We start from the raw sequence: 15,533 nt of genomic DNA, 5'->3' as shown, positions 1-15,533 counted from the left end.
GGCTCGGAGTCGCCCGCCGATGCCCTGGGGATCGGCATCGCAATCGAACAGGCGCCTCAGCCGTTCGGCAATGCCGGGGATGGCGCGGGAATCCTCGATGCGGATCGTCGCCGTCAGTGCCCAGCCCTCCTCCGAGGCCCGCACGTCGAACGAGCCATGCCGTCCGTCGATCGCGATCGTGCGGGCATAGACGCCCGGCTCCGCCGTTTCGATGCCGGGAATCGCACGGGCGGCGAGGAAGCCGTGAAGAGCGGCCCAGTCATAGGGCGCCCGGTACGGGAGTGCGATGTCGGCACCCGTCGTGGTGCCGTCTGCGCGATGGCTGCTCATCGCCACGATTGTCCTGCCGCAAGGTTGCCCTGCGCAACCCGCCCGAAACGCGGCCAAGATCGCTGGGGGACGACAGGTCGACTCGGGTCGCACGCCGCGCGAGGATCGCCTCCGTCTGATGTGTGAGACGGATCCCGATGCCCGACGGCGATCGAAGCTTGAGGCGGCGCAGCGTTCTCGGGGGAGGCGCAGCCGTGCTGGTGTCGGGAGCCCTGCCCCTCGGGGCTGGCATGGGTGCGGTTAAGAGCACGCTGCCGACGTCCAGGACTGCCGCGTTCGTCACCGACATCCGATTGCCCGATCTACTCCACGCCGTCATCGCCCGGCCGCCCCTGCCCGGCTGGCGGCTCACCGGCCTCGACGATGCTGCGGCCCTACGCATGGGTCGCGTCGCAGGCGTGATCCGGCTGGAGCCCGCGAACGCGGCCGGCATCGCCCGGCTCGGCGGCGTGGCGGTGCTCGCCCGCGACACCTGGACGGCGCTTCGCGGTCGCGACGCGCTGCGGCCGATCTGGAAGGAGACAGTGGAAATCGGTGACGAGCCTGCGCGATCCTTCTTCATCCCCGAGACGGCCGAGCCGCTGATGGAGCCGCCCTCTGCGACCGTGCAAGCCGGCGCCGGACGCTGCGCGGCCTGGACCCATACGCACGAACCGGAGGCGCTCCGAAAGGCGCTTGCCGCGTGCCTCGATCTGGCGCCGGACGCCGTCACGCTTCACCCGCCGCCCTCGGTCTGCGGACAAGGGGCCTCGAACCCGGCCTATGCTGTCGAAGCGGCCCTGCTTTCGCGCGCGATGGCCGGGGCGCCGGTCTCGCTGACCTGGACGGTCGCGGACGATCTTCCGTTTCGCCGAGGCTCGCCTTGGGCCTGAGCCAATCGTCGCGACGGTGCGGGCGCTTGGTGGCCACCGGGCGCAAGAAACGGGACGCCGCCCGCCGCCGCTCATGCTGTCTTCGCACAAGCCGGCAGCCGGACAGGAGCGTCGGATAGCGATGAAGTCCGGGAGATTATTGCGATGGTCCGGGTCGCCGTGATGGCAGGTCTCACCCTCGTCCCGCTCTTCGCCGGGCCGGTTCCGGCCGATCCGGTCACGCTGCGCGACGGCGCCTATGCCGTCGAGGTGAAGCTCGAACTGCCGCATCTCGAAGACATGACGCAAAAGGCGGTGAGGCAGGTCTGCCTCAGGGCGGAGCCGGGAGCGAACACCCACGGGCTCGCGGTGCTGAGCGACAACAATCCGCTGGCCAGGTGTCCCCTCTCGGATATCCGCGAGGAAGCCGGGGTGCTCACCTTCGCCATCGCCTGCGACGGCAAGAACGCGGCGCGGGCCACGGCCCGCTACGTGCTGGCACCGGAGCGCTTCCAGGGCCGCATCACCATGCAGATGGGCGGCAAGAACATGACCATGACGGAGGTCCAGACCGGCCGCCGTATCGGCGTCTGCGAGGGGGCGAAGGCGCCGGGGCCGTAGCCCGATCTACTGCGCGCCTTCTATCAGACCCGACACATGCACCGCCGTGCAGGCGGCGAGGGAATCGAGCTTGTAGCCGCCCTCCAGCACCGAGACGACGCGGCCGCCGCAATGCGTGTGGGCGGCGTCGTTGATCACGCGCGTCGCCCAGGCGAAATCCGCCGCCTCAAGGCGCAGCCGGCCGAGAGGATCGTCGGCATGGGCGTCGAACCCGGCCGAGACCAGGATCAGCTCCGGCCGGAACGCATGCAGCGCCGGCAGGATGTTTTCGCCGAGCGCCGCACGAAACGCCGCACCGCCATCGCCGGCCTTGAGCGGTGCGTTGTGGATGTTGCCGACCCCGCGTTCCGAGACGGCCCCGGTTCCGGGAAACCACGGCATCTGATGGGTCGAGCCGTAGAACAGATTCTTGTCGGGCCAAAAGATCTGCTGCGTGCCGTTGCCGTGGTGAACGTCGAAATCGACCACCGCGATGCGCTCCAATCCATGGCGCTTGCGCGCATAGAGCGCCGCGATGGCGACGTTCGAGAAGAGACAGAACCCCATGGCGCGGTCATGCTCGGCATGGTGCCCGCATGGCCGCACCTGACAGAACGCGTTGCGCAGGCCGGAGCCCGGATCGAGCACGGCATCGACGGCGCGCAGTCCCGCTCCGACCCCTCGGAGCGCGGCCTCCCAGGTGCCGGCCGACATCACCGTGTCGGGGTTGAGATGCGTCGGCAGCGCAGCCGGGTCGGTGGCGAGCGCCTTGAGGCGATCGAGATAGGCGGGATCATGCGCGAGCCGGATCTGCGCCTCGACATCCTCCCGCAGCGGCGCTTCCTCCCGCCGCAGGTCCGAGAAGGCGGGGCCGGCCAGCGCCCGGCCGATCGCCTCCATCCGCGCCGGCCGCTCGGGATGGCCGAACCCGGTATCGTGCCGGGCGAAGGCGGGATGGGCGAGAAGCAGCGTCTGCATGGCAACCGTCGTGCTCCCTCCGGCCGCGCCGCTTTCGGCGCGGTGGCGTCCGAACGGCCCCGGCTCAGGCCCCGTCCGGGGTCCAGCCGTAGAGCCAGGCGTAGCGCCGGCTCATACCGGCCGGACCGAGGCGGCCGATCACCGCGTTGCGGGCGAAGCCGACGAGCGGGCCGGCGTGATAGGTGCGGCCGTTCGACTGTGCCGCCTTCCAGACCCGGCGCACGCGGGCCGAACGTGCCGTGCCGTAGGCGCGCAACGCCTCGGGCACGTCGCCGGCGGCGCCGAGGCAGCGTGTGAGCACGGCCGCATCCTCGATCGCCATGGCGGCGCCCTGCGCCAGGAACGGCAGCACCGGATGGGCGGCGTCGCCGAGCAGCGCAAGCCGGCCCAGGGCCATCGGGCGCGCCGCCGGACGGTCGACGAGGGACCAGACCATCCAGGTATCCGGCACGGTCAGCAACGCCAGGAGCGGCCCGGCCGCATCGCGAAAATGATCGCGCAGGACGGCGGGGTCGCCGAGGCGTCCCCAATCGTCGTCGCCCTCGCGCTCGGGCACGATCGCGACGACGTTGAGCCGCTGCCCCGCCCCGATCGGGTAGTGCACGACATGGCGCCCAGCCCCGAGCCAGAGCCCGGTCTCGTCGCCCTGAAATTCCGGGGGAGCCGTTTCGCGCAGGATCGTGGCGCGCCAGGCGGCTTGCCGGTGGGTCTGGAGCGGACGGGCGTCGAAGCGCTCGCGCAAGGTCGAGCGGACGCCGTCGGCACCGACGGCGAGATCCGCTTCGAGCGTATCGCTGCGTCCGCCGGCGACGCTCTCCAGGCTCAAGGTCAGGCCGCCGGCCGTCTCCGTCACCGCGACGACCTCCCGGCCGACGACGAGGCGGATGCCGGGGCGTCCGCGCACGGCGTCGAGCAGCAGCGTCTGCAGGTCGGCCCGATGGATAACGTAGTAGGGCGCGCCGTGGCGCTCGCGGATGGCCGCGCCGAGCTGGATGCCGCCGATCGCGCGCCCGCTGGCCAGCGCCCGGATCGCCACCCCCGGCGGCTCGTTGGCGGCCCGGCGCAGGGCGGCGCCGAGGCCGAGTTCGATCAGGATCCGGCTGGCGTTCGGCGAGATCTGCAGGCCGGCCCCGACCTCGGAAAAGCCGGTACGCCGTTCGACGAGGGTGACGGCGTGCCCCGCCCCGCTCAGCGCCAGGGCGGCGGTCAGGCCGCCGATGCCGGCTCCGACGATGGCGATCGAGAGAGGTTTCACGACGGAGACTAGCTCACTCGGCCGCGACCCTCGGCTGCGGGGCATCGTCGTGCCAGACGCAGGCAACCGGTTCGGCGCCGTCCGGCTTCAGCCGCGGATCATGGACGTAGAGCGTCGAGCAATACTGGCAGATGATCTCGTCGCCGCCGCCCATGTCGAGGAAGACATGCGGGTGATCGAAGGGCGGCAGCGCCCCGATGCACATGAACTCCCGCGCCCCGACCCGGACCCGCGCCATGCCGGCCTGGTTGTGGAAATGAGGGACCGCCTTGTCCGCCATCGCGTCGTCCTGCTCTTGGGGCGCGGGACCTCACGCGAACCGCGAGCCCCCCCGCGAACCGTCGGGATGAAGGTGCATGGGTCTAGCCCGTCGCCGGGCGCGCGCCTAGGGGCGGCGGACGCGCGCCCCGCATGAGAAAGCCCTCGGGTCGGCGAGCGACCCGGGGGCTTCCGGCAGAGATTTCGAGGGGGTCGGGGCTCAGAAGCTGTAGCGCAGTCCGGCCCGGCCCCCCTGGATCGTGTCGCTGGAAGCGAGTTCGGCGTCGTAGTTCACGAAACCGGTCCAGCCCGGAGCGAGCTGCGTACCGATACCGACGCCGACCAGCGCCCGGTCGCGGCTCAGGGCCCGTCCGCTGACGAGGAATGGAACCACCGGCGCGAGCGTGAAGCTCGACTGGATGGTCCGGCTCACGTCGGCGAAGTCGTGGACGTAGGCTGCCCGGATCGCCAGCGTCACCGCCCGTCCGCCGAGGTCCACCGTGGATTCAAGGCGACCCCCGACCAGGGTGCGAGCCGAGAGGAAGTCCTTGGCTGCGACGTTCAGGTTGAACAATCCGCCATTGCCCTCGGTCACCCGGTCCTGGCTGAAGGTCGAGACCTGGGCACCGACGAACGGCGTGAGGATCACGCTCGGGGTGTAGGCGTAGCGGTAGCCGGCCTCTGCGGAGGACAGGAACTGGTCGCCGCCGATGGAGCCGCTGGCTCCGCCCGGCTGCAGGACCTGCAATCCGGCGAGCGAGCGGTTGAGACGGCCGTCGGCATGGGCGTAGCCGACGGTAGCGATGGCGTAGGCCGGGCCGTTCGTGATGCCGCCGTAGACGGCGACCTGGGCGTTGTCGGTATGTGCCCGCTCACCGGTCCGGTTCACCGACACGTCGACCGAACCGTAGCCCGCCGAGATGCCGAGTACGGTGCCGGCGCCGGGGTGGAAGTCGATGCCGCCCGCGAAGCCGGCGATCGTCTCGTGGCGCCCGGCCGCGTTGGCGGTGGAGTCCACGCTGCCGACCTGGCCGTAGCCCGTTGCCCAGATCCCGTAGCCGCGGGTCGCCTCGATGAAGCGCGGCTCAGGCACCGGCCCGCGAGTCGGCAGGTCGGCGGCGTAGACCGCCGGCGGCAGGGTGAAGCCGGTCGGGCCGGCCTCGAAGATCGCCGCATAGGCCCGGCCCATCACCGCGTCGGTGAAGGCGCGGCCGGCCCGCAGTTGCGGATCGGCGACGGAGGCGTACCCCTGGCCAGCGACTCGGTCGAGGATACCCGCCAATGCCTGGTTGCTCTGGTTGTCGAGGAAGGTCAGCGCAGCCGGGTTGTTGGCGAGCAGCGCATCGACGCCGGAGGCCGCGTTCCGCTGGTTCTGGGTCTGTGCCACCCCGGTGAAGCTCTGCTGGGCGAGCGTCACGTAGGCATTGTTGGCGTCCGTCGAGGCGACCGGCCGCAGCAGGAACGGCAGGTTGGTGGCCGAAGCCGAGGTGAAGTTCCCGACCACGCCGGAATTGGCGGTCAGCACCGTATAGCGGCTGTTGGCCGTGTAGGTGCCGGGCGCGGCCGAGAGGCTGACCGCACCGGAGAGGTTGGCGAAACCGGTCACCTGCAGCTTCGAGGATGCGCCGGCCGGGTCCACGTTGACCGCGAGCGTCCCGGTCGACGATTGCGCGTAGTTCCCGGCGACAGTCAGCACGCCGTAGGGCGACGCCGTGCTGCCGGGGGCGACGATGCCGGCATTGCCGAGGTTGCCGTTGATGCGGCCGACACCGGCAAGCGTACCGGCGGCGCCGATGCCGGTTTTGGCGTTGAGCGTCGAATCCACTTCCAGCCGGCCACCGGTGATGTTCGCACCGCCCGAGAAGGTCTGTGTCGAGCCCGAAGCCAGCGTCCAGGAGCCGTCCGCCTGGGCCAAGGTCGCGAAGCCGACCACGTTGCTCGTCAGCGTGCCGGTGCCGGTCAGGACGAGCGCGTTGGCGCCGAGGCCGCGCGCGGCGATGTTGCCGCCGATCGACGAGCCGGTGCCGAGCGTCACCCGGTTCACGCTGCCCGCGACAGTGCCGACCGTGGCAATGTCGAGGAAGTTGAGGTCGCCTGAGATCCGCCCGGTATTGACGATGGTCTGGTTGCCGCCGCCGAAGAACAGGCTGCCGTTGATCGTTCCGGCATTGGTGAGCGAGCCTGAGCGTCGGTTCACCACCGTGCTCGCAGCCGTCTGGTTGTCGACGTCGGTATTGCGGACGTTGCCGTTGATGACGCCCGTCGCCGCATTCACGAGGACGGTGTTGTAGCTCCGTGTGCCGCCGGCGGCGAAGGTCGAGATGGCATCGCCCCCGGTCGGGCCGCTGATCGTGCCGGCGTTCGTGATCGTGTAGTTCTGGGCGCGGCCCTGGATGGCGCGCACGCCCGTGCCGGTACCGGTGATACGAGCGCCGGCCTGGTTCGTGACCGTGAGCGCGGCCACGTCGTCGTCCGAGTCGATGCCGGCGACGGCAGCGGCGCCGGTGCCGCTGCGGGTCGCCGAGATCGTGCCGGCATTGGTGACGAACATCGAGTTGATGTTCTCGCCCGCATAGATGCCGCGCGAGATGCCGATGCCGTTCTCGGTCACGGCGATGGTGCCGTTGTTGACGACGCGGATGTTGTCGAACTCGGCGGTCGTGTTCGAGTTGGCGAGGACGCCGTAGACGCGGGTCGCGGCGCTGTTCGCGCGGCCCGCGACGCCGGTGCCGCTGAGCGTGCCGTTGTTCACCAGCGTCGTGTTCGAGCCCGACAGGTTCACCGCCTTGTCGGTGATCGTGTTGTTGACGGTGAGCTGAGCGCCGGAACCCGTCACCTGGATCAGGCCGCCGACGTTCTGCGTCGTGCCGGCGGCGAGGGTCAGGTTGCCGCCTGCGACGGTGAGGTTGCCGGAGATCGTCTGGGTCGAATTGTTGCCGATCGTCCAGGCACCAGCGGTCTGGGTGAGGCTGGTGAAGCCGGTGACGTTGCTGGTGAGCGTGCCGGTGCCGCTCAGGTTCAGGTTGTTGGTGCCGAGGCCGCGCGCGGTGATGTTGCCGCCGATGCTGGAGCCGGTGCCGAGGTTCACCGTGTTCACGGTTCCCGCCACGGCGCCCGCGGTCGCAACGTCGAGGAAGGTGACGTTGCCGCTGATCCGGCCGGTATTGTTGACGACCTGATTGCCGTTGCCGAACTGCAGGTTGCCGTTGATCGTGCCGGCGTTGGTCACGGTACCCGAGCGGCGCAGGTTGACCACGGTGGTGGCCGTCTGCAGGTCCTGGTCGAAGTTGCGCACGTCGCCGTTGATGACGCCGGTGGCGGTGTTGGTGATCACCGTGTTGTAGGCGCGCACCGTCGTGGCATCGCCGGCATTGCCCGCGTTCAGCGCGAAGGTCGCGATGGCGGCTTCGCCGGCCGTCGTGTTGCTGATCGTGCCGCTGTTGTTGATCTCGTACTGCGCCGCGCGGCCGCTGAGGGCGCGGGTGTTGGCACCGGTGCCGGTGATGCGCCCGGCGGCCGCATTGTTGACCACGAGCCGGTCGGTGTCGTCGTCGGCATCGACGCCTGCGACGGCGCTGGTGGTCGCCGTGGCGGTCGTCCCGCGCGTCGCCGAGATCAGTCCGGTGTTGTTGATGGTGAACAGCGTCGTGTTCTCACCCGTATAGATGGCCTGGCCCCTGCCGTTGCCGTTCTGGATGACGCTGATCGTGCCGCTGTTGCTGACGGTGGTGCTGGCGTATTGCGATCCTCCCGGCGCGCTGGAATAGGCGCCGTAGACCCGCGTCGCCGTGTTGCCGGCCGGCGCCGTCAGGATAATCGTGCCGGTGTTGTTGAGCGTCGACAGGTCGCCAGCGAGATTGACACCGAAGTTGTCACGGTTCTGTGCCGCTGCGCTGCTGATCGTACCGGCGTTGTTGACGGTGCTCGTGCCGTTGACCCGCACATTGGTGAAGCTCGGGTTGGCGCCGGCGCTGGTCTGCTGCGATCCGACGGTCGCACCGGTCTGGATGTTGACGGTCAGCCCGGTGACACCCGCAGGCGCGACGAAGCCGGTCGGCGCCGTGTCCGTGCAGGTCACGGTCTGGCCATTCGTCGGAACGGCTGGTGCGCATGCGGCGTGAGCGCCCGCGACGGCAACGGCCCAGACGGGCACACTCAACAAGAGGGATCTGCGCAGAGATACTGCAAATCTCGGCTGGTTCACGACACTTCCCCCGACATCCTTTGATTATTCGAGTTGCACCCTGCGGCAATGCATACACGGGCGCCTCTCGCTGTCTGAACCTTAAGCATGCAGCCCGGCTTTATTCCAGATTTCCATTGAAACTTGCACAAGAAGAGTCATCGCGGTTGCAAAAATGAAACAAAATAAGTAGCAACTGCAAGCAAAACGCAAGTAAATAGGGTCTATAGGCAATCCATAAATTCAAATAGGCATTTCTATACGGGACGATTTGGCAATCCGAGGCCCCGGAGGCCGTGGGATACATCACAGCCGAGACGAGCTCGGACAGCGGCCGCGTCACCGCGTCGTCGAATCTGCGACGACAGACATCGGGCCGCCCGATTCTCGCCGCGACAAACCGCGGTTTCGCTCAGGATTCGTCAACCAAATGCCTTCTATGGATCGGCATAGTTGAGCGACTGCACAAACCACGTGGAGACGGCAACGCTTCCCGAACGGATCGGCCGATCGATCCCACGCCACTTCGTCGCTCAAGGTGTCTTCGTGAGTTTCATCATTACCGCGCGCCAGGCCGCCCGCGACGTCAGCTTCCAGCGCGGCTCGATGCTCGCGGCCCTCGAGCAGGCCCTGACCCTCGTCAGTTCCGGCATGGAGAGCGTCCTGATCCGCGACAGCCGCGGCCGCAGCCATACCCCGGCCGAGCTCAGCCGCGCCCTTCTCGACACCCGCACGGACATGGATGCGGTCAAGCCGGCGGCGCGCGCGGCCTGAGCCCGCAAGGGCCACGCCTATCGAAGGGCCGCTCGCCGGCGATCGATGCCGCAACGTCGGCACCCCGCCGAACCATGCGGGCGAAAGGTCTTGCCCGAAGATCTTGCCCTCAGATGAATGGCTTGTAGTCGGCCCGACCACGCACGGGGTCGGCATGCCTGAAGCAATCATCATGACTCGCGAGTACGACGGCACCTGTACCGTCCGCATCGGTCGAAGCCTGATCCTCTCGAGCCTGCGCCGCGCCGCCGCCGACCAGTTCGTCGCGACCTACCGGCGGCTGACGGTCCCGTCGCTTCAATCCGAGCCGGAATTCCCCGAAGCGAGCCCGTCGATCGGCTCTCGCCAGGGGCGGCCCTCAAATCGCTACCGGTCCTCGCCGAGGGACGTGACGGCGACCGGGAGAAAGCGCGCGTAGCGACGGAGTGCCCCCGGATCGGCCTCGCCATCCGCTGCGACGCCTTTCGTGACGGCCCACACCGGCACGCGATCGCAGTCAGGCAAAGCGGACGCCTGCTTACAATAGCCGAATAGGCTCGCTTCAGCGGCCACTCGGTCTGCAAATCGAACCAATCCGTCCGATAGATCTCTGAAAGTATTGGTCAGAAAAAGCGTATGGTGCCCAGGGACGGAATCGAACCGCCGACACTGCGATTTTCAGTCGCATGCTCTACCAACTGAGCTACCTGGGCGAGCGGCGGAGCGGCTAGGACCCCGCGGCTGGAGCGGCGGTATAGTCAAGCGTCGGAGCGGTGTCCAGCGCTCTCGGAGGCTCAATGTGCGCCGTCGTCGTCGTGCTCCTCGCCCGGCTCCGCTTCGGGGCCGGGAATGACGTAGCGCTCGCCGAGCCAGCGGCCGAGATCGACGTCGGCGCAGCGCTGCGAGCAGAACGGCGCGAAGGCCTCCTGCGCGGGCTTGCGGCAGATCGGGCACGGGGCGGAGGCCTTGCGCCGTTCGGGAGTGACCCTGGCCGTCATGCCGGCGCTCCCCAACCGCGACGGACCGGGAAGCCCTCCCCTTCGAGCAGGCTCATGGTCTCGTAAAGCGGCAGGCCGACCACGGCACTCTGCGAGCCGACGAGCTTGATCACGAAGGCACCCGCGAGTCCCTGGATGGCGTAGCCGCCGGCCTTCCCCCGCCATTCGCCAGAGCCGAGATAGCCCTCGATTTCCCGGGACGACAGCCGCTTGAAGCGCACCCGCGCCTCGACCAGGCGCTCGCGCTGGCGGTCCTTCGGCGAGAGGATACAGACGGCGGTGTACACGCGGTGGGGGCGCCCGGAGAGCAGACGGAGGCAGTCGGCAGCCTCGTCCAGGCGTTCGGCCTTGGGCAACACCCGGCGTCCGACGGCGACCACCGTGTCGGCGGAGATGAGGTAGGCGTCGCGAAGGGTGTCGTTCCGCCGCGCCGCATCGCGCGCGACCTCCAGCTTGGCCCGGGCAAGCCGCCGCGCGAGTTCGCGCGGCGATTCCGACTTTCGCGGCGTCTCGTCGATATCGGCCGGCAGCAGAGCATCCGGCTCGATGCCGATCTGCTGCAGGAGCGCGAGCCGCCGCGGCGAGGCGGAGGCGAGCACGAGCTTGGGCAGCGAGGCCGCGCCCGCAAGCCCCGGCCTCGCAGCGCCTTTCACGGCATCCGTGGCGGCGGTCGGCTCGGTGGCGGATTGCGTCGTCACGGCGCTCATTCGGGGGTTCGCACGAAGGGACTGAGGACCCGGCTTCGGAGGGCCAGGACGGCGCGGACGCTAGCGGAAACGGATCGGCATGGAAACGCCGCGAGATCGCCGCGACTGGCTTCCGATCCGTGGACAATCGGAACGGCTCTGTTATGGTCCGTACCCTGTATCGAAGAATGCAGCCGGCCTGCCCTCCAGGGCGACCGTCGCGGGCGTAGTTCAGTGGTAGAACGTCAGCTTCCCAAGCTGAATATACGGGTTCGATTCCCGTCGCCCGCTCCAAGGATCATGACGCGATTGGGTGCGCTTCGGGCCACCGCAAGGATTCGGGGCGACGTGTCGTTACCGGAGTCTTACTTATTCGCCGCGACATCGAGATGATGAGAATTCAATCGATCCTGGGTTGCGGATCTGTTCGGACGCACGCGTAAAATCTGAAAACTATCGTGTTGATGGGGCTCGCATTTCTCCAAGCGCTGCCCTAACCTTTCTCTCAAATCCGCTCGTTCGAAGCGGGTGCCAGGGAGAAAACCGATGGAGCGCAGTCGCGACCTTGATCCGGTCGAGACCCGGGAGTGGCTCGATTCGCTGGACGGCGTGCTGGATGTCGAAGGGCCCGACCGGGCGCACTTTCTCATCGGGCAGGTGGTCGAGGAGGCGCGCAAGCGCGGCGCCCCGGTTCCGTTCTCGGCGAATACCGCCTACCTGAACACGATTCCCGTCGACAAGCAGGACCCGCATCCCGGCGACCGGGCGATCGAGCATCGCATTCGCTCCGCGATCCGTTGGAACGCGATCGCGATCATCCTGCGGGCCAACAAGGACTCGTCCGAGCTCGGCGGCCACATCGCCAGCTTCCAGTCCTCGGCGACGCTCTACGACACCGGCTTCATGCATTTCTGGCACGGCGACTCGCCCGAGCGCGGCGGCGACCTGATCTACGTGCAGGGTCACTCGTCGCCGGGCATCTACGCCCGTGCCTTCCTTGAAGGGCGCCTGACCGAGGAGCAGCTTCTCAACTATCGCCAGGAGGTCGACGGCAAGGGCATCTCGTCCTACCCGCATCCCTGGCTGATGCCGGATTTCTGGCAGTTTCCCACGGTCTCGATGGGGCTCGGGCCGCTGATGGCGATCTATCAGGCGCGGTATCTCCGCTACCTGCACCATCGCGGTCACGCCAACACCGACGGCCGCAAGGTCTGGGCCTTCATGGGCGACGGCGAGATGGACGAGCCGGAGAGCCTCGGCGCCATCTCCATGGCTGCGCGCGAAAAGCTCGACAACCTCGTCTTCGTCATCAACTGCAACCTGCAGCGCCTCGATGGGCCGGTGCGCGGCAACGGCAAGATCGTCCAGGAGCTCGAGGCCGATTTCCGCGGCGCCGGCTGGAACGTCATCAAGTGCCTGTGGGGCTCGGGCTGGGACGCGCTCTTGGCGCGCGACACCACCGGCATGCTGGCGCGGCTCATGGAAGAGTGCGTTGACGGCGAGTACCAGGACTTCAAGTCGAAGAACGGCGCCTATATCCGCGAGCATTTCTTCGGGAGGTATCCGGAGACCGCGGCGCTGATCAAGGATTGGACCGACGACGACATCTTCCGCCTCACCCGCGGCGGCCACGACCCGTCGAAGGTGTTCGCGGCCTACTCGGCGGCCTCGAAGCACAAGGGCCAGCCGACGCTGATCCTCGCCAAGACCGTCAAGGGCTACGGCATGGGCGAGTCGGGCGAGGGCCAGAACATCACCCACCAGCAGAAGAAGATGGGCGAGGCGGTCCTCAAGCAGTTCCGCGACCGCTTCCAGATCGATCTCACCGACGACCAGATCAAGGAGATGCCGTTCATCCGCTTCCCCGAGGGAAGCCCGGAGATGCTGTATCTCAAGGCCCGGCGCGAGGCCCTCGGCGGGCCGTTGCCGGCGCGGCGGCGCAAGTCGATCGACCTTCAGATTCCGCCGCTCTCGGCCTTCGGGGCGCAGCTCAAGGAGACCGCGGGCCGCGAGATCTCCACGACCATGGCCTTCGTGCGGGTGCTCAACACGCTGTTGCGCGACAAGAACATCGGCAACCGCATCGTGCCGATCGTGCCTGACGAGAGCCGGACCTTCGGCATGGAGGGCATGTTCCGCCAGTTCGGCATCTTCTCACAGGTCGGCCAGCTCTACCGGCCGGAGGATGCCAACCAGCTGATGTATTACAAGGAGGACGAGAAGGGTCAGATGCTCCAGGAGGGCATCAACGAGCCCGGCGCCATGTCCTCGTGGATCGCGGCGGCGACGTCGTACTCGACCTCCAACGCGCCGACGATCCCGTTCTACATCTACTACTCGATGTTCGGCTTCCAGCGGGTCGGCGACCTCGCCTGGGCGGCGGGCGACATGCGGGCGCGCGGCTTCCTGATCGGCGGCACCGCCGGACGCACGACGCTGAACGGCGAGGGCCTCCAGCACGAGGATGGGCACAGCCATCTGTTCTCGGCGACGATCCCGAACTGCGTCTCCTACGATCCGACCTTCTCGTACGAAGTCGCGGTGATCGTGCAGGACGGCCTGCGGCGGATGTATGCCGAGCAGGAGGACGTCTTTTACTACATCACCGTCATGAACGAGAACTACGAGCACCCCGGCATGCCCGAGGGGGCCGAGGCCGGCATCCTGAAGGGGATGTACCTGTTCCGAGAGGGCAAGGGGAAGAAGGGCGGTCCGCGCGTGCAGTTGCTCGGCAGCGGCACCATCCTGCGCGAGGTGATCGCGGCGGCCGAGCAGCTGGAGGCTGATTTCGGCGTCGCCGCCGACATCTGGAGCTGCCCGAGTTTTACGGAATTGCGCCGCGATGCGATGGCCGTCGAGCGCTGGAACCTGCTCCATCCCACCGAGACGCCGAGGACGTCGCATGTGGAGACCTGCCTCGGGGGCCGCGGCGGCCCGGTGATCGCGGCGACCGATTACATGCGGCTCTTCGCCGACCAGATCCGTCCCTACGTCCCCGGACGCTACCGGGTCCTCGGCACCGACGGCTTCGGCCGCTCGGATTATCGGGTGAAGCTGCGCGACTTCTTCGAGGTCGACCGGCGCTGGGTCACCGTGGCGGCACTGCACAGCCTCGCCGCCGAGGGCGCGATCCCCATGAGCAAGGTGGCCGAGGCCATCGCCACGTATGGGATCGACCCGGAAAAGCCCGGTCCCTGGACCGTCTAAGTTCGTTCCGACGCCTCGGCAGGCTGCCGAGGCGGTATTCTCGATCGCGCTCAAACATCAGACCAGGGCCCGGCAGAGGCCCGTCGGCTAGGGAGATTGCAAGTGGGTATCGAGGTCAAGATTCCCGACATCGGTGATTTCGCGGACATCCCGGTCATCGAGATCTTCGTGAAGGAAGGCGATACGATCGGACCGGACGACCCGCTGGTGTCGCTCGAATCCGACAAGGCGACGATGGACGTGCCCTCCCCTCAGGGCGGCGTGGTCGAGAAAATCCTGATCAAGCTCGGCGACAAGGTCAGCGAAGGCGCGCCGATCCTGCTGCTCAAGGGCGAGGCGGCGGGCGACGCCGCCCCGGCCAAGAGCAACGGAGCGGCCTCCGCCGCGGCCGACACCGCAGCGGTCGTCGCCAAGCAGGAGGAGCCGGTGCCCACGGCGTCGCCCCCCCCCTCGGGTCCGGTCGCCCAGCCTTCGGCCTCGGGCGCACCCGACTTCGCGAACGTCCATGCCAGCCCCGCGGTGCGGCGCATCGCGCGCGAGTTGAGCGTCGACCTCAACGCCGTGAAGGGCACCGGCGAGAAGGGCCGCATCACCAAGGACGACGTGAAGGGTCACCTGACCCGCTCGGCCGCCCCCGCTGCAGCCGCCGGAGGCGCGGTCATGGCGTCGGGCGGCATGGGCATCCCCGAGATCCCGGCCGTCGACTTCTCGAAGTTCGGCCCGATCGAGACCCGGCCGCTGCCGCGGATCAAGAAGATCTCCGGGCCGCACCTGCACCGGGCCTGGCTCAACGTGCCGCTGGTCACGCATCAGGACGAGTCGGACATCACCGAGACCGACAAGTACCGCAAGGAGCTCGACACCGCCGGCAAGGACAAGGGCTACCGCGTCACGCTGCTGTCCTTCCTGATCAAGGCTGCGGTTTCGGCGCTCCGTCAGCACCCCGAGTTCAATTCCTCGCTGAACCTGGCCAAGGACGCGCTGATCCTCAAGAAATTCTACAATATCGGCGTGGCCGTGGACACGCCGGACGGCCTTGTCGTGCCGGTGGTCAAGGATGTCGACCGCAAAGGCATCGTCGAGATCAGCCGCGATCTTGGCGAGCTCTCGAAGAAGGCCCGCGACGGCAAGCTCGGCGCCTCCGACATGCAGGGGGCGACCTTCACCATCTCGAGCCTCGGCGGCATCGGCGGCACCGCCTTCACGCCGTTGGTCAACGCGCCCGAAGTCGCCATCCTCGGCGTCGTGCGCTCGAAGATGGCGCCGGTCTGGGACGGCAGCGAGTTCAAGCCGCGCCTGATGCTGCCGTTGTCGCTGTCCTACGACCATCGCGTCATCGACGGGGCGCTCGCCGCGCGCTTCTCCCGCCACCTCGCCCACACCCTGGAGGACGTCCGCCGCCTCGTCGTCTGACGGGAGGGTACGACCGACGAC

The 15,533-nt window shown here is 68.2% G+C and carries 13 protein-coding genes and 2 tRNA genes; 7 read left to right on the top strand and 8 right to left on the bottom strand.

Going from position 1 to position 15,533, the window contains the following annotated elements; translation table 11 throughout:
- Window positions 1-330 (bottom strand): AlkA N-terminal domain-containing protein (locus MHA02_RS15420; RefSeq protein ID WP_280177998.1); only part of this gene is annotated, 330 nt, incomplete at its 3' end.
- A gap of 194 nt (window positions 331-524) precedes the next feature.
- Between MHA02_RS15420 and MHA02_RS15415 the strand changes: the two genes are divergently transcribed.
- Window positions 525-1,202 (top strand): xanthine dehydrogenase family protein molybdopterin-binding subunit, encoded by a 678-nt coding sequence (locus tag MHA02_RS15415; protein ID WP_147080188.1) that lies wholly within the window; start codon window positions 525-527, stop codon window positions 1,200-1,202.
- A gap of 144 nt (window positions 1,203-1,346) precedes the next feature.
- Window positions 1,347-1,802: a DUF3617 domain-containing protein gene (locus MHA02_RS15410; RefSeq protein WP_238180120.1), complete on the top strand. Its 456-nt coding sequence runs from the start codon at window positions 1,347-1,349 to the stop codon at window positions 1,800-1,802.
- Window positions 1,803-1,808: 6 nt separating this feature from the next.
- Here MHA02_RS15410 and MHA02_RS15405 read toward each other — a convergent pair whose 3' ends face one another.
- The 4 genes from MHA02_RS15405 to MHA02_RS15390 form a co-directional block, all read right to left on the bottom strand.
- Window positions 1,809-2,759, bottom strand: a complete 951-nt coding sequence (locus MHA02_RS15405) for a histone deacetylase family protein (protein WP_147080186.1) — start codon at window positions 2,757-2,759, stop codon at window positions 1,809-1,811.
- Between the two features lie 64 nt (window positions 2,760-2,823).
- Complete coding sequence (locus tag MHA02_RS15400) at window positions 2,824-4,014, bottom strand: FAD-dependent monooxygenase (protein WP_147080184.1); 1,191 nt, start codon at window positions 4,012-4,014, stop codon at window positions 2,824-2,826.
- A gap of 13 nt (window positions 4,015-4,027) precedes the next feature.
- Complete coding sequence (locus tag MHA02_RS15395) at window positions 4,028-4,294, bottom strand: zinc-finger domain-containing protein (RefSeq protein ID WP_147080181.1); 267 nt, start codon at window positions 4,292-4,294, stop codon at window positions 4,028-4,030.
- Between the two features lie 198 nt (window positions 4,295-4,492).
- Complete coding sequence (locus MHA02_RS15390) at window positions 4,493-8,350, bottom strand: autotransporter domain-containing protein (RefSeq protein ID WP_147080179.1); 3,858 nt, start codon at window positions 8,348-8,350, stop codon at window positions 4,493-4,495.
- Window positions 8,351-9,001: 651 nt separating this feature from the next.
- Between MHA02_RS15390 and MHA02_RS15385 the strand changes: the two genes are divergently transcribed.
- Together MHA02_RS15385 and MHA02_RS15380 are read left to right on the top strand one after the other, a co-directional pair.
- The gene (locus MHA02_RS15385) at window positions 9,002-9,229 is read left to right on the top strand and encodes a hypothetical protein (RefSeq protein ID WP_147080198.1); all 228 of its coding nucleotides are present in this window, start codon (window positions 9,002-9,004) and stop codon (window positions 9,227-9,229) included.
- 172 nt (window positions 9,230-9,401) lie between these two features.
- Window positions 9,402-9,647 carry a hypothetical protein gene (locus tag MHA02_RS15380; RefSeq protein ID WP_147080177.1) on the top strand — a complete coding sequence of 82 codons (246 nt, stop codon included), beginning with the start codon at window positions 9,402-9,404 and terminating at the stop codon, window positions 9,645-9,647.
- 198 nt (window positions 9,648-9,845) lie between these two features.
- Here the strand turns inward: MHA02_RS15380 and MHA02_RS15375 are convergent.
- The 3 genes from MHA02_RS15375 to MHA02_RS15365 all read right to left on the bottom strand — a co-directional run bounded on the left by MHA02_RS15375 (window position 9,846) and on the right by MHA02_RS15365 (window position 10,913).
- Window positions 9,846-9,921 (bottom strand) — tRNA-Phe (locus MHA02_RS15375).
- An 81-nt stretch (window positions 9,922-10,002) separates the two neighbouring features.
- A complete protein-coding gene (locus tag MHA02_RS15370; protein ID WP_147080175.1) occupies window positions 10,003-10,206 on the bottom strand; it encodes a DNA gyrase inhibitor YacG in 204 nt (67 codons plus the stop codon).
- Window positions 10,203-10,913, bottom strand: coding sequence for a Maf-like protein (locus MHA02_RS15365; RefSeq protein WP_147080173.1), 711 nt, complete (start codon window positions 10,911-10,913; stop codon window positions 10,203-10,205). The genes MHA02_RS15370 and MHA02_RS15365 overlap by 4 nt, the downstream gene beginning before the upstream one ends.
- A 199-nt stretch (window positions 10,914-11,112) precedes the next feature.
- On the opposite strand from MHA02_RS15365, the gene MHA02_RS15360 reads away from it, so the two are divergent.
- The 3 genes from MHA02_RS15360 to aceF all read left to right on the top strand — a co-directional run bounded on the left by MHA02_RS15360 (window position 11,113) and on the right by aceF (window position 15,512).
- Window positions 11,113-11,186, top strand: a tRNA-Gly gene (locus MHA02_RS15360).
- Window positions 11,187-11,438: 252 nt separating this feature from the next.
- Window positions 11,439-14,099, top strand: a complete 2,661-nt coding sequence (gene aceE, locus MHA02_RS15355; RefSeq protein WP_147080171.1) for a pyruvate dehydrogenase (acetyl-transferring), homodimeric type — start codon at window positions 11,439-11,441, stop codon at window positions 14,097-14,099.
- 36 nt (window positions 14,100-14,135) lie between these two features.
- Window positions 14,136-15,512: a dihydrolipoyllysine-residue acetyltransferase gene (gene aceF, locus MHA02_RS15350; RefSeq protein WP_147080169.1), complete on the top strand. Its 1,377-nt coding sequence runs from the start codon at window positions 14,136-14,138 to the stop codon at window positions 15,510-15,512.
- Window positions 15,513-15,533: the final 21 nt, after the last annotated feature.

The sequence above is a fragment of the Methylobacterium haplocladii genome (assembly GCF_007992175.1).
Taxonomy (GTDB): domain Bacteria; phylum Pseudomonadota; class Alphaproteobacteria; order Rhizobiales; family Beijerinckiaceae; genus Methylobacterium; species Methylobacterium haplocladii.
This window is presented reverse-complemented; position numbering and strand designations above follow the sequence as displayed.

Coding starts and splice junctions, on each gene's coding strand:
- MHA02_RS15410 (WP_238180120.1), top strand. CDS start 1,347: ATGGTCCGGGTCGCCGTGATGGCAGGTCTCACCCTCGTCCCGCTCTTC.
- MHA02_RS15405 (WP_147080186.1), bottom strand. CDS start 2,759: ATGCAGACGCTGCTTCTCGCCCATCCCGCCTTCGCCCGGCACGATACC.
- MHA02_RS15395 (WP_147080181.1), bottom strand. CDS start 4,294: ATGGCGGACAAGGCGGTCCCTCATTTCCACAACCAGGCCGGCATGGCG.
- MHA02_RS15380 (WP_147080177.1), top strand. CDS start 9,402: ATGACTCGCGAGTACGACGGCACCTGTACCGTCCGCATCGGTCGAAGC.
- MHA02_RS15370 (WP_147080175.1), bottom strand. CDS start 10,206: ATGACGGCCAGGGTCACTCCCGAACGGCGCAAGGCCTCCGCCCCGTGC.
- MHA02_RS15365 (WP_147080173.1), bottom strand. CDS start 10,913: ATGAGCGCCGTGACGACGCAATCCGCCACCGAGCCGACCGCCGCCACG.
- aceE (WP_147080171.1), top strand. CDS start 11,439: ATGGAGCGCAGTCGCGACCTTGATCCGGTCGAGACCCGGGAGTGGCTC.